General features: G+C 32.8%; 12 protein-coding genes. 5 read left to right on the plus strand and 7 right to left on the minus strand.

The window, feature by feature from the left end:
- Nucleotides 1-248 precede the first annotated feature (248 nt).
- Nucleotides 249-1,829, minus strand: a complete 1,581-nt coding sequence (locus VKJ25_RS14140; protein ID WP_324237273.1) for a DUF6212 domain-containing protein — start codon at nt 1,827-1,829, stop codon at nt 249-251.
- Between the two features lie 825 nt (nt 1,830-2,654).
- Here VKJ25_RS14140 and ilvC point away from each other — a divergent pair.
- From ilvC to VKJ25_RS14165, 5 genes are all read left to right on the plus strand, one after another.
- The gene (gene ilvC / locus VKJ25_RS14145) at nt 2,655-3,650 is read left to right on the plus strand and encodes a ketol-acid reductoisomerase (RefSeq protein WP_324237274.1); all 996 of its coding nucleotides are present in this window, start codon (nt 2,655-2,657) and stop codon (nt 3,648-3,650) included.
- A 724-nt stretch (nt 3,651-4,374) separates the two neighbouring features.
- Nucleotides 4,375-4,500, plus strand: coding sequence for a hypothetical protein (locus VKJ25_RS14150; protein ID WP_324237275.1), 126 nt, complete (start codon nt 4,375-4,377; stop codon nt 4,498-4,500).
- 26 nt (nt 4,501-4,526) lie between these two features.
- Nucleotides 4,527-4,745 (plus strand): hypothetical protein, encoded by a 219-nt coding sequence (locus tag VKJ25_RS14155; protein ID WP_324237276.1) that lies wholly within the window; start codon nt 4,527-4,529, stop codon nt 4,743-4,745.
- A 435-nt stretch (nt 4,746-5,180) separates the two neighbouring features.
- A complete protein-coding gene (locus VKJ25_RS14160; protein ID WP_324237277.1) occupies nt 5,181-5,729 on the plus strand; it encodes a sodium:solute symporter family transporter in 549 nt (182 codons plus the stop codon).
- A 101-nt stretch (nt 5,730-5,830) separates the two neighbouring features.
- A complete protein-coding gene (locus tag VKJ25_RS14165) occupies nt 5,831-6,844 on the plus strand; it encodes a glycosyltransferase family 2 protein (protein ID WP_324237278.1) in 1,014 nt (337 codons plus the stop codon).
- Between the two features lie 88 nt (nt 6,845-6,932).
- On the opposite strand, the gene VKJ25_RS14170 is transcribed toward VKJ25_RS14165, so the two are convergent.
- The 6 genes from VKJ25_RS14170 to VKJ25_RS14190 form a co-directional block, all read right to left on the minus strand.
- Complete coding sequence (locus tag VKJ25_RS14170) at nt 6,933-7,181, minus strand: hypothetical protein (protein WP_324237279.1); 249 nt, start codon at nt 7,179-7,181, stop codon at nt 6,933-6,935.
- Nucleotides 7,182-7,597: 416 nt separating this feature from the next.
- A complete protein-coding gene (locus tag VKJ25_RS14175; protein WP_324237280.1) occupies nt 7,598-10,096 on the minus strand; it encodes a tetratricopeptide repeat protein in 2,499 nt (832 codons plus the stop codon).
- Between the two features lie 225 nt (nt 10,097-10,321).
- Nucleotides 10,322-10,831: a tetratricopeptide repeat protein gene (locus VKJ25_RS14180; RefSeq protein WP_324237283.1), complete on the minus strand. Its 510-nt coding sequence runs from the start codon at nt 10,829-10,831 to the stop codon at nt 10,322-10,324.
- 159 nt (nt 10,832-10,990) lie between these two features.
- Entirely contained in the window at nt 10,991-11,158 is a 168-nt protein-coding gene (locus VKJ25_RS24645) for a tetratricopeptide repeat protein (RefSeq protein ID WP_375340333.1), read from the minus strand.
- Between the two features lie 228 nt (nt 11,159-11,386).
- Nucleotides 11,387-13,432, minus strand: coding sequence for a tetratricopeptide repeat-containing sulfotransferase family protein (locus VKJ25_RS14185; protein ID WP_324237281.1), 2,046 nt, complete (start codon nt 13,430-13,432; stop codon nt 11,387-11,389).
- Nucleotides 13,433-13,760: 328 nt separating this feature from the next.
- Nucleotides 13,761-15,092 (minus strand): tetratricopeptide repeat protein (locus VKJ25_RS14190; RefSeq protein ID WP_324237282.1); only part of this gene is annotated, 1,332 nt, incomplete at its 5' end.

The raw sequence follows: 15,092 nt of genomic DNA on the forward strand, positions 1-15,092 counted from the left end.
GGTTTTATAAGTGAGTTAACAAGTTTTTACAGATTGTCAGCTAAACCCGCCCCATATCATATAAGCAACCGCCTAAGGGGGCGGGTTTATATAAATCTGAGAGTGAGCATGAAAATTTCTGTGAAAACCCGCCCCTACCACATACACCATTTAAGATGAAACGGTCTACTACTAGATTGTTTCTATACTTTATTCTCCAATTTATCGGAACCGTAGCCAGCGGATTTCATATAACCAGATACTAGACTTTATGTTATATGGAAATTGAGCCAACGTGCCCAGGCAAACTTCATAGTAGTATTCGGAGGAAGGCGAGTTGCGATCGCAATATGATAATGTTCTTTTCTAGATACTTCCACCGATAACTGTAGTTGAGAAGGAGTATTTGCCTCTACTGCTACCCACCCCGAGAAACCCAGGGTTGATTGATTATTTTCATTTTCAAAGCAAGCTTGAGGTTCCATACCTTCTTGAATAACAGCCATGGCATATTCAACTATACTTGCATTAGCGTGTTCTGTAGCAACAGTTGCAGTCAGATGAGACGCGGATGGTGGAAAGCAATAAGGTAACATTGCTACAGTTAACCCGATGGGGCGGGGGTGAATTTGTATTTTAGCTCCCTCTTCAATGATATGAACGTATGAACAAGCATCTGTTTCCAGGTTAGGAGTAACTTCCTGAAGGCTCAAAAGCGCTCTCTGTCCTAAGTAACCCGATTTAATTGACTCTGAAAGCTCATTTTCATCGCCCACTATGGATGCAGAGTAAGGACTTATGACTCGACGACTCCCTGGTAAACCTGTCCAAAGCCGAAATGCCAAACTCTGTGGAAAAGACTCTTGCTTTGTATAAGCTTGATATTCTGGTACTGGTTGAATCATCCCTAAAGATAAACAAGGTGCTGGCCCAACTTTAGTTTGAAATTCAATACTTAACTCTATCTCTCGCTGAAAACCAATGTCAATACTGGGTAAATCTAGAGAAAACCAACCTGCTTTTAAATGTTGATAAGGAACTTGCCATTTTGCTAAACAAGTTTTATCTTCAGGAATGTCCACTGCCACAACCATCATACCCCTACTATTAATATTATTTTTGTTCACATGGAAGTCTACTGCGGCAAGTCCCCGTGAACCTATGGGCAGCAGTTGCTTCAGGACAAAATCGGAACCTGGTGTAGGAATTACATAATTTTTTGTAGGTTGATTCTCAAATTTCAGTTGCAAATTGGGTAATTTGGCCTGGGAGAGAAAATCTTCTACTGCAGCGAAGGCATTTTGAACATTTTCGTGAAGGGTTCGTAGAGATAAATACTGTCGGTGCAGGGTAGTTAATCTTTGAGCAATTTCTTTACTTTCTGTCATTAAAGTAGAGGCAATAAGCTGCCAAAATTGAGTTTCAAGAGGTGTTTTATCTTGATAGTCAAGTTTGAAAATATTTGGTGTATTTTCTTCTCTTCCCTTTGTTTGCCACCAATTTACTAAGGGTTCTAGTTGCTCTTTTCCCTGAGCAGAAAATACTAAAAAGCCTAAACAAAAAGTCGGCGGCCATTGTATTTCTACTGAATCATCATTAAGTGTTTCTCCTAAAGGTAAAATAACTCCAATGAGATTAGATTCATCATAGATAAATTGATAAATTGCTATACTACTATTTACAGCATTTAAGAAAGCTGAATGATAATGGTAATCTTCTGCTGAAATAATAATTTTATTTAGTGATGAGGATAGATCGCCCAAAAACTTTCTACTTGTCAGAATAGTTATCTGATTGTTATGAGGGCTTGGTAAAGTTTTAGATGCAGGTTTAAAGAGTTTTGTTTCCATAGATCATTTCAGTTATTAGTTATTAGTTGTCAGTGAACCTCCGACTAAACTCGGAGGCTTGAAATAGTGAATTAAAATTTTTTCATCCTCTTAAAAGGGCAGGCTTTATACCTCCTTTTCTCCTCAAGGTTTAGAAAATAGGGAATAGTATAAATTTAAAACCCATTTTCGTGTTTCCTTTGCCAAAAACACGCACTTTTGCGTATATATTAAAATGGGTTATATAGATTAACAATTAACTTTTGAAGGTAGTGCAAAAATACAAATTAGTCAAGCTCCACAAGATTAATCCTATTATTCCCCAATTTTTATCTGCATACTTTATTTAGTTCATCCAATAACTGTTTAAATCTTACCAAGGAAGTAATTTGTGTTGTTTAGTTTCTGCATCAGGACTTACGCAAAGGTACTATAATATACAGGACTTACCCACAGACACTATATTATATAGACTCTCGGTGCGTTACGCTGCACTAACACACCCTACTAATAGCGTTCATGGCTTTAGTCCTGTGTATATAATATTTTCTTGACTTATGACTTATAACTTATGACTTATGACCTTTGTTTTGTCCTGCTCCCTTCCCGGTGGAAGATTTCCTGTAAGGTAGGTTGGGTTGAGGTAAGAAACCCAACACAGACCTTGGGTTTCGTACCATGCTAGGCAACCCTAACGGGAACAACTCAACCTACAATCTTTCGGTAATCTTAGAGCGTAATGGGAGTAAGTTGAAGTATTTAAGTAGATATTATGTGAGTTCTTTTTATTTGATATAATGGAAGTTTGTCACAAATAATATATAGTTTCTAAGAGGAGAAAAAATAATGGCCAAAATGTATTATGACACCGATGCTAACCTGGACATCTTAAACGACAAAACCATCGCTATCATTGGTTATGGTTCTCAAGGTCATGCTCACGCCTTGAACCTAAAAGATAGTGGAGCAAAAGTAATCGTCGGCCTCTATCCAGGTAGTAAATCTGCTGCCAAAGCAAAAGCAGAAGGTTTAGATGTTTACCCAGTAGATGAAGCTGCCAAAAAAGCAGACTTTATAATGATTCTTTTACCAGACGAAGTGCAGAAAACCGTCTATAAAAATGAAATTGAACCCCATCTCACAGAAGGAAAAATTATTGCTTTTGCCCACGGTTTCAATATTCACTTTGGTCAAATTTTGCCTCCATCAAACATAGACGTAGTAATGATAGCACCAAAAGGTCCCGGACATTTAGTCAGACGAACCTATGAACAAGGAGAAGGAGTTCCCTGTTTATTTGCCATTTATCAAGATGCTTCTGGTCAAGCACGCGATCGCGCGATGGCTTATGCTCAAGGTATTGGTGGTACTCGCGCAGGTATCCTCGAAACTACCTTCCGGGAAGAAACCGAAACCGACCTCTTTGGTGAACAAGTTGTTCTCTGTGGTGGTCTCAGTGCGTTAATTAAATCTGGTTTTCAAACTTTAGTAGAAGCTGGATATCAACCAGAACTAGCATACTTTGAATGTCTCCACGAAGTAAAACTTATTGTCGATCTAGTAGTAGAAGGTGGTTTGGCAAAAATGCGCGACAGTATCTCTAATACTGCTGAGTTTGGCGACTACACTCGCGGACCTCGCATTGTCACCGATGAAACTCGCGCTGAAATGAAGAAAATTTTAAGTGAAATTCAATCTGGTCAGTTTGCACGGGAGTTTGTGATGGAAAACCAAACAGGTAAACCTGTATTTACTTCTATCCGTCGCCAAGAAGCAGAACATCCTATTGAAGAGGTTGGTAAAGACTTACGTGCTATGTTTAGTTGGTTAAAGAAACGCTAAGAATTTTCTCAGAAAGGGAGCATCTTGCTCCCGTGGGTTTACTTTTTCAGTTATCAGTAGTTTCTACTGAACCAGGAAGTTTGATATAAACAGGACTTAGGCAATATATTCTTATATCATGTCCGGATGATCGGTGATAAAAAACCTTGATCCTTGCAGAGCCATAACTATTGGAAAATAAATGAATAAAACATCAATTCTGGAGATAAAAAGACTGAAATTTTGAGATGTAAAAGTTTTGAAATGTAATCATAAACAGCTAAATAACTATTGTACAACAGATGAATATAAGATCAATAATTGCTATGTTTCCTGATATAGCTACTTTCATGGAACAAAGCCAATATTAATACAGGACTTACGCAAAGGTACTATCTATAGGGTTCAAAAACTGTTGTGCCATAGTTTTAAGCACTATATATAGCGTCACTGCGTAAGTCCTATCATAATTAAATGTTCTCAGTAGTAAGCATCTTGCTCCCATGGGTGTACTTCTTTAATTATTAGTTATCTTTTTTTGAAAAGGAAATTTTATGAGTAATTAAGAGTATAATTTCAGAGATAAAATTATTTGTAATTAATCAGAAAATCAGGAATATGTAAAATGTCATATAGTGATTTTGATTTAAAAAAAGTAAAAGCTGAGTTTGATTTGAAGATTATAGAAACAGAAGATTTATTTTCTCAAGTTGAACCTGTAGAAAGTAGTAATCTTTGAGCTGAGATGTTAAAGCAAAATGTACCCCTGGCTTTAGCGATCGCTACGGAAAAACCTAGTTCTGAGCTAATAATTATTAATATTTTGCTGGAGATTAAAAGACAACTTCAAATCAGTTTTTTTCTGGTATAGATTTCTCGGTTGATAGGGATAAGGCATTGAATGGATTTGGTGATTTTATTATTAGTAAATCTTCTGAACAATTATATTTAGATACCCCTGTAGTTGTTGTTGTAGAAGCTAAAAATGAAAGGATAGTTAGTGGTTTAGGACAATGTATTGCAGAAATGGTTGGGGCGGAAATATATAATCAACAAGATGGTTATTTCAGTTATCAGTTATCAGAACCTCTAACTTCAGCTAAAGTGAAATACTGAATCGAATATTTTTTTCATCTCTTGGAAAGGGGAAGCTTTAGACTCAATTTTTCGGTAAAGATGCTCGGTTGATTTATGGTTTGGTGACGACTGGTCATGTTTGGAAATTTTTAAAGTTGGAAAAGAATTTAGTGTTTATTGATGTAGAGAATTACTATATTAAAGATTACAGAAAGAAAATAGGAATTTTAGTGGATATAATTAATTCAATTAAACCTTTGATGTAACACAGCCTTCGTTGGCTTTAACAACCTGGAAGGTTGTGTTACCAAGTTTACTAACAGCTTTGTAATTTTTTTTCCTAACCTTCTTCCTTCTTCCTTCTTCCTTCTTCCTTCTTCCTTCCATCCGAAAAGTGCTAATTATCTCAAACTTTCTGCTAGTTTATATCCATTAATTACTTGCACAATGTTTATTTGTCCGGTTTTAATTCGAATGTGGGGGCATATTAATTTTCCCGATTTAGTTGGCAAAGAAGCAGATATAATTTTTCTGATGATGTTAGCTAAATATACCTCAATTGGTATTGCTTCTTTAGTAATGGTGGGAGCTTTGGCAGCTTTTATGTCAACTCTTGATTCTCAACTTTTAGCTTTAAGTTCTATGATTACTAGGGATATTTATATTATTTATATTCGTCTCCAAGCTTCTCTAAAAGAACAAACTTTTATCGGCAAAATTTTAATAGTTATTTTAGGAATAATTGGTTTGATTTTAGCAGCAAATCCGCCAGCAAAAATAGCAGCGATCATTACTCAAGCTTTTACTGGTTTAGCAGTATTATTTCCCACAGTTATTGCTGCTTTATATGGCAAAAATATTTCACCTCTGAGTTGTATAATTTCGATTATTTTTGGTGAAATGGCAGTTATTGGTTTTCAGGTAGGTTTTATTCCTAAAAGTTTCGCTTTTGGATTTTTGCCAGTAGTGCCAATAGTAATAATTTGCAGTTTAATAATTGTTATTTTAGGGAGTAGGGAGTAGGGAGTAGTATTCAGGAATAATATTTGCTACACTTTCTTAAGTAGGGACGTTGCATACAACCTTCCTACGGGAGAAGTAAAAACATGAAGAATTTATGAATTATGCAGAAACCGGGTTTATCAACTACCGCTACAACTCCACGGGTAAGTGTAATCACACCTGTATATAATTGCGATCGCTATATTACTCAAGCAATAGAAAGTATTTTTGCCCAGACATATCAATCTTATGAAATCATTATCATTGATGATGGTTCCACAGATAATACCCGCTCTGTCTTGGAACCCTATATTGAAAGGATTCGTTATGTATATCAAGAAAATCAAGGGGTTTCAGCAGCTCGAAATCATGGCATTAATTTGGCGCGGGGAGAATTAATTGCTTTTTTGGACGCGGACGATTTTTTTCTACCGGATAAATTAACTGGTCAAGTGGGGGTATTTGATGGTCAACCAAATTTAGGAATAGTTCACAGTGGGTGGCGCAGAGTAAATCAGCAAGGTGAAACAATAACAGACGAAACACCCTGGGATTATGTTCCCAAGTTAGATTTGGAAGGATGGTTGCGATGGAAACCTATTGGTACAATGGGTACTTTAATGTTTCGGCGAGATTGGTTAAATAAAGTGGGAAGTTTTCAGGTAGGATTAGGTCATGCAGAGGATGTAGACTTGGTATTGCGTTTATCTGCACAGGGTTGTGAAGCTGATTGGTTACGACAGTCTACTATTTGTTATCGTCAGCATGACCAAAATACCATGCGGGATGGGGTGTCTCAGGCGAAATCTATTAATTGGGTTTTGGATAAGTTTTTTGCTTCGGAGTCTCTACCTTTGAAGACTAAGTTATTGGAAAAACAAGTGCGTTATAATACTTTGGTTTGGAGTTCATGGTATTTATATTATACGGGTTTTTATTCTGAAATGGTGGAATATTTACAAAAGTCTTGGAAATATTCTCCCTATTTACCAATGGGAACAGTTATTAATTGGATTGAAAATTTCACAGAATTTTCTGGAAACATGGGGAATGATTTAGATGCTGATAAATTGGCAAAAACTTCTGAATGGCAAAAGTTAATGAGTTGGGTAATTAGTAATAGTGGAGTTTCTTAAAATCAACTAATTGCTAAAAGATTATTGTTGATTATTTTTGAATAATTAACTATTAGCAATTAGCAAGACATATTTTTTTTCAAAAGTTTTACAGGTTTCTAGTTAGAGAATATAGCAGAGAATAACCTCCAAAAAATACAGCTGGAACTGCTATCATCAAAATTATTGAACCTAAAGGAACTTCAAAAGAAATTATATAGACTAATACTGCTGCATAGAAAGCTAATATACCCATTCCCACAAGAGTTAACTTTTTAGGAGTCCACTTAATCTGTTTTTTCTGAATTTTTGTCAGCATTTTTAGGTCTTTACCTTTTAAAAGTTTACCTCTTGGCATAATCTACTCCTTTAATAATCATTAAATAATTGAATTTTGGCAGTTGATAATTTTAGCTATGATTTTTCTAAGACATAAAAACCGGGTTTGTATTAGATGCCTTACCAGACTAATATTTGTCTTCAACAAACCTAGTTTCCGATCATCTAAGCTTAGATTTCATCCCTTAATTCACCAACACCCAATTTTACTTAATTTTGATTGTAACTTGTTTATCAATCTGAAGCAAGTTAAGTATTATTTCGTAAGCATTCAGCTATCAGGTTTTTAATTTCTCTCACATTTTTAACTAGAGAATTGAAGTACAAAAACAAGAGTTTAAGTTGTCACATACAATTAATTGTGTCGGGGGAAAATGTAAATTTTTCTTGAAAGCTAATAGCTGTTTGCGCAGTATGACCCAGGAAATACTTACATTATTTCCAATCAAACTGCATTCCTAAATATTCCTCTAATCTTTGATTATGAGGTTGAAAATATTCACTTAATTTCTGGCGCATCTCATCACTTATTGGAGAATAATATCCTGGATTTAATTTTCTATATTCAGGCAGTTGATATTCTGGTAATTCTAAAAATTTCCATACTTTTTTCATAGTCTTGACAGGTTTTTCATAAAGGTCTTCTCCCTTTAAAATTAGTATTTGTTTTCTAGGAAATACTGCTAACCATTCTTTGATAAATTCTATATAAACACCACGTCCTATATAGTTTTCTGGTTGTTGCCAATAATTTTTGTCTCCTTGAGGTTTTTCAGGATTTTTTCTGAGTATTTCTAACTCTGAATTTATTGCTGTTTCAAAGGAACGATTATCCCAATTTAATCTAATCCAATGATTATATTGAGAGAATGCTCTATCTACAGGATTTCTCAAAATTACTAATAATTTTACTTCTGGAAATACATTATATATTCGCTCGGCACTTTGATAATTTTCTAGATAGTTAGGAGTTGCTTCTCCAGTAATAAATTTTTCTGATTTAGGAATAGGAGGAAAGTGTGCGAGATACCAATTAATTCCTTTCTCAAAGTCTCGATACCAAAAATGAGTTTCTTTTTTTATTGCTGGTATTACTTGGGGATGTTGAGCAATATAATTTTCCAGGGAAGTTGTACCGCTTTTTTGAGCGCCAATAATAATAAAGTTAGGACCATTAGTATTTTTTAAATCCCATTTTTGAGCAACAAAATTAGGATGAGATTTGCGGGTTTTATTGTAAGCAGCAGTTTGATAATTTTTGATTGCTCCATCTAAGTTTCCTGTTTTTGTGAGAATTTCTCCAAGGTTAACATAACACCAAATACTTTCTGGATTTTCTTCAGTAACTTTTTGAAAAAATGCTAATACTTGTTTTAGTTTTCTTTGTTTAATCAGAAATTCTAATAAATTAGAATAGAAGAAAAACCAAGGATATTCAGGTTTAATTTGAATTGCTTTTAGATAAGTTTCGGCAGCTTGATTTAATCTTTTAAATTTGAGTAATGTATTACCTAATTGATAGTAAGGTATAGGTTTTTTAGGGTTTTTATTAATAGTATTTTGGCAATCAGCGAGTTCCTGGTCTAATTGATTTTTTTGGTTTTCTAGTTGAGCAAGTTTGCTATTAATTTCTGGATTATTTGGCTGTACCTGCAAACCTATATTATAAATGATTGTTGCTGGATTAAATAGATTTTTTTGTTCTAGTAAATTTCCCAGTTTTAAATAAAATTCTGGACGTTCTAGTTGAATTGATAATTCTTGAATAGGGGTAAGTTTCTGTTGTTGAAGATTTTGAATAATCTCAGAATAATAGTTAATAGTTTCTTGGAGATTTGATTGAGATTGTTTTTCCAAAACATATCCAAGTTTTTCATAGATACTTGGTAAATTTTGATTAATTTTAAAAGCATAAAGATAAGCTACTACTGCTTCATTCCATCTTTGCAGTTTGATAAATGTTTCTCCTAAACTGTAATAAGACCAGAGAAAATCAGGATTAAGTTTAATAGTTTCATGGTAAGCAATAATGGCTGCATCTAATTCTCCTTTTTCTTGGAAAAGATTAGCTAATTTATGATGAACTACCCAGATTTCTGGTTGTAATTCTATAGCTCTTTGATAAGCATTAATAGCTGCATCTAATTTTTTTTGTTTGACTAAAGCATCTCCTAGACAATGACAAGTAATAGCAGTTTGAGGATTTAATTGCAGTGCTTCTTGATAAGAGAAAATAGCTTTTTCCCACTGCTGAATCTTGGCAAAAGCTTGACCTAAACTATGGTGAGACCAGAAAAATTTTGGGTTAAGTTCAATGGCTTTTTGGTAATTTAATATAGCTATTTGCCATTTTTCTTCTCCACTATAAATTTCTCCTAAATTATGATGTGCTTCAGAGAGATTTGGATTTAATTTAAGTGATTTTTCATAACAGGCGATCGCTTCTTTTTTTTGATTATATTTTAATAGATTTTTGGCTAAGTTCAGATATTCTAAATCTGTTGCTAATTCTGGTTTTAAAGTAAAAGCTTGATACTGAGAATAAACTGCTAATTCTGGTTTATTTATTTGATGATATATTTCTGCTAAAGCATGATAAGCATTAGCAAAATTTGGTTGTAATTTTATAGCTGTTTGATATGAAGCAACTCCTTTATCCCACAATTTTTGTTTGACATAAACACTCCCTAAATTAGCATAAAATTCAGCAAAGTTTGGTTGTTTTTCGATAGCTTTGTTGTACCAAGTAATAGCTGAATCTAAAGCATCTATTTTTTCCATAATTTTCCCGATAGTATTACTAACTGGGGCAAAATCTGGAACTAATTCTAAAGCTTGTAAACAAGTAGCATAAGCTTTATCAAAATCTCCTTGAGTTAGGTAAAATTCTGCTTCTTGATTTAATTTTAATGCTGTTGTTTCTGGATTTTCCATTGATTTTACTATTACTCCTGCTCACTTTACTGATAATTATATCATTACTTTTATTCTTCTTTTTCCTTGCTAGACTTGAGACAAGTAAATCAGATGATTTTGGCTAATTTCATTAATTTAAGTAATTTTTGTAAATCAACAAAAATATCTTTGTTAGATGATTTAGTAGAGCAGTTATGATCAAATTCATCACCTATCAAGTGGTATTGTTCCAAACCAAATATATTACTCAACAACCAATAATAATTCATTACATATTCTGGAATGAAAATAATTTTTTTGACCCCATTTAACCGATTGATTATCTGAAGTAATTACAGGACTACTAAAATTATCTCCCCAAACTCGTCCATTTGGCAATATTGCTATAAATGCTTCTTCATAGTTAATCTGACAACCTCGAAAAGCACGATAAATATTATTATTTATAGTCTGAGATGGCAATAAATTTACTTGGGTAGATGGGTATATATTAATTCTAATTATTGTTGCTGCTGATGATGTAATAACTTTCCAATCTTCTGTTAAGTGACCAAAATTTTTTGGTAATTTCTTAGAAAATCTACACTTAAGTGCCGCATCAATATAATTTTGTTCTTCTATAACTTTAGCTATTTTATGGTAGACATCTATATAGTCAGGTTTAATTTCTAAGGATTTAATAAAACAGGCGATCACTTCTTCTTGTTTACCTAATTCTAATAACTTATCTCCTAGATTTAACCATTCTGTTATTGTAGCAAATTTTGGTTCTCAAATAAGTGCTTTATAGTTGCATTCTGTTACTAATTCATCTTGTCCTAAAAACTGCCATATTTTAGCTAAGTTTCGATAAAAACCTACAAAATTAGGTTGAATAATAATAGTTTTTTCATAATATTTTATTGCTTGTTTTCATTCCTTTTCCCTAGCACTTATACTACCTATATTTGCATGAACCTCTGCTAAATTTACATTATATTCAATTGCCTGTTTGTAAGATTTTTTAGCTGATTCTAACTTTCCCATCTTTTGACATATATTACCTAATATTTTGTAAATTTCCCCAGAGTTAGGTAAAATTTATAAAGCTTTATAACAATTATCATAAGCTTCATTTAACTTTCCTTGAGATAAATATATTTCAGCTTTTTGCTTGAAATTAAATGCTGCTGTTTTTTGATTCTCTATATCTGACATATTTTTCATAACTGCAATTATAAATTGATTAAATATAAGGAAAAATAAAAGAATAAAATAATAATTTCGTTTAACTTAATAATGCATTATTTCTTCTTCCTTCTTGAAAAATCACCAATTAAACTTCATTCCTAAATATTCCTCTAATCTCTGGTTATGAGGTTGAAAATATTCAGATAATCTCTGACGGAGCAAATCAGAAATTGGTGCATAAGAACCAGAATTTAACTTTTTATATTTGGCGAGTTTATGTTCTGGCAAACCCAAAAAATTAAACACTTGCTCCATAGTATTATCTGGCATTTCAAAAAGGTCTTCTCCTCTCAAAATTAAAAATTGTTCCCTAGGAAATACTGCCATCCATTTCTTGATAAATTCTACATAAACACCTCTTCCTATATAATTTCCTGACATTTGCAAATATTTTCTATTTCCTTGAGGTTGCTTAGGAGTAGTTTTAAGTATTTCTAATTCCTGATTAATTGCTACTTCAAAACAGCGGTCTTCCCAACTCAATCTTTGCCAATGATTATATTGAGAAAAAGCTCTATCTACTGGATTTCTTAAAATTACTAATAGTTTAATATTAGGCAGTAAATTATAAATTCTTTTAGGAACTTCATCAGTGACTAAATAACTAGGACTAGCTTCCCCAGTAATAAAATTTTGTGACTTAGGAATAGGAGGAAAATGAGCCAGATACCAATCTATTCCCCGATAAAATTCCCGTGACCAAAAATGAGTTTCTTTCTTAATAGCTGGTAAAACTTGGGGATGTTGACTAATATAACTTGCTAAAGAAGTTGTACCACTTTTTTGAGAACCAATAATAATAAAATTAGGATGGGGTAAATTATTAAAATTCCAATACTTTTCAACAAAAACAGGGTTGGATTTTCGTATATTATTACGACAAGCTTTTTTGTAACTGGTAATTGCTTCTTTAATATCTCCTTTTTCTGTAAAAATTTCCCCTAAATTAAGATGACAAAAAAAATTGTTTGGTTCTTTTTTAGTCACATCTTGATATAAATTTAATACTTCCTCAAGCCGACTTTTTAGCAGGTGTTGCCATAATACTGAATGACAGGAAAACCAAGAACATTCTGGTCTAAGTCTAACGGCTTCTAAATAGGCAGTAATAGCTTCATTTTTTTGGGAATTATGCAAAAAAGCATTAGCTAAATTATAGTATGCACCAGAGAAATTTGGATTGAGAATAATTGTTTTTTCAAGAGTAGCGATCGCTTCTTCCCATTCTTGTTTTTGAATATATATATTGCCTAAACTATAGTAAGACCAAAAGAAACTTGGATTAATTTCTATAGCTTTTTTATAAGAAATTATCCCTTTCTCCAGCTCACCTTTTTTTTGCCAAACATCTCCTAATTTTTTGTGGAATAAATGATTATCTGGTTTCAAGTCTATAGCACGACTATAAGCTGAAATTGCTAAATCATATTCTTTTTTTTCTTGCCAAATTTCTCCTAGTAAATAGTAACATCTAGGACTTTTAGGAGTTAGTTTGATTGCCTGATTTAAAACTACTAATGCTGACTCTAGTTCTCCCTTTTGAGTCAGGACTTCTCCTAATTTTTGATATGATTCTGAGAAATTTGGTTGCAGAGCAATAGCATTACGATAAAAGTTAATAGCTGCTTCAATCTTGCCTAACTCTAACAATTTATTTCCTAAACTAAAATGTTCTTTTGCTGTAGTTAATTCCGGTTCTAAAATAAATGCTTGATAACTACATTCTATAGCTAATTCTTCTTTATCAATGTACTGCCAGACTTTAGCTAAATTCCGGTAAACTCCTGCTAAATTTGGTTTAATATCAATAGCTTTTTGATAATAAAAAATTGCTTTTTCCCACTGTACCTGTTTAGCATAAACACTACCAAGATTAGCATAAGCCTCAGCAAAATTTGGTAGTATTTTTATCGCTTTATTGTAGTAACTTATGGCTGCTTCTAAATCACCTTTTGCTTGGAAAATATTCCCTAGAGTTTTGCAAGCTGGAGCAAATTCTGGTTCCCTATTTAATGCTTTTAAACAAGCTGCATAAGCTGCATCTAATTTTCCTTCAGTTAAACTAGCTTCTGCTAGTTGATGAAAATTAATAGTGACTGTTTCTATTTTTTCATTATTAGACATATTATTTCAGTTATCAGTTAGTCAGTTATCAGTACCTCACACAAAGTTAAGATTTTAAATAGTGTATTTTGTTCCAATAAAAAATTTTATAGGAACCCTAAATTATATCATTTGGAAAAAAGAATACTCCAAAAAGGTAGAGGGTACATCTCATATTTTTAGGAAACAGGTATGGAAAGAATAGTTATGGAGAAAAAAAGTGTTTTGGGAAATATTCAGATGCACCCAAGGTAGATGTTCATCGGAAATGCTCGCAAATAGCTACTCCTATTAATTTTGGATAGTTATATCTATCGTTTATTCCTTTCTGTTAAAGCCTTCTTCCTTGCTAAGGTAATTCATGTTCATTCCTGCTTTTTTCTGCCGCTTCACTGTCACCTAGCTGCTCAAAAACATAGGCTATTTTTTCATAAGCTTTATCATAGTCTGGTTTAATTTGTATTGCTTGTCTTAAACATTCTACAGCATCAGACCAATTTTTTTGTTGAATATATACTTCTCCTAATAATGTATACAACCAAAAAGAATTAGGATTAATTTCTATAGCTTTTCGATAACTAATAATAGCCTCATTTAATCTTCCTATATTCCTTAAACAATTTGCCAAGTTACGATGAAATAAAAAATTATCTGCTTCTAATTCTATGGCTTGATTATAAGCCTTAATTGCTGACTTCCATTTTTTTTGTTCACTTAGTGCTTCCCCTAATTTGTAGTAAAATTTTGCAAAATTAGGATTTAGTTTAAGACCTTTGCGGTACACAACAACTGCTTGATTTATTTTCCCTTGGTTGACCAATATTTCTCCAATTTTACAGTAAATATTCCAAATATTAGGATTACTTTTAATCAGTTTTTTATAACAAGTAAGTGCTGGCTTTAACTTACCTTGTTCATATAAAACATCTGCTAAATGTTTCTGAGACCAAGGAAATTTTGGATTAATTTCTATAGCACGTTCAAATGCTTTTACTGCATCATTTAACTTACCTATTTCTCGAAAAAGTTTTCCTATTTTATAAAAAATCGACCAATTTTCAGGTAATAATCTAGTTAAATTTTGATAACAATCAATAGCTGACTCTAATTCTCCCTTATCTACTAAAATTTCTGCTAACTTTAAATAAGCTTCTGATAAATTAGGATTTAATTCTATCACCTCACGATAATCAGCGATCGCCTCTTCAATTTTTCCGTTACTAAATTGAATATTTCCTTGAATTAGCTTTTCTAATGCTTTTTTTTCTAACTCTATTTTTTGTCCGTAATACCAATATTGTTTGGCTAAAGAAAAATATCCTACCTGTTGACAAACTCGCGATAAATTCCGATAAACAATATCCAAATTTGGTTGTAATTCTAGAGCTTTTTCATAAAAATTTATCGCTGGTTGCCACTTTTCTTGTTTAGCATATAAACTGCCAATATTTGTATAAACTTCCGGCCAATTTGGTTGCTGGATAATTGCTTGTACATACCAATTTATTGCTTCATCTAACTTTCCCATAGCTTGAAATATATTGCCCATACTTTGGCAAGCTAAAGGATAGAAAGGTAATATTTCTAGAGCTTTTTCACAAGTCAAATAAGCTGCATCTAATTTTTCTGCTTTTAAATAAGATTCTGCTTCTTGACATAAATTAAAGGCTGACATTTCTGG

It is taken from the genome of Okeania sp., from assembly GCF_035285525.1.
Lineage (GTDB): Bacteria > Cyanobacteriota > Cyanobacteriia > Cyanobacteriales > Microcoleaceae > Trichodesmium.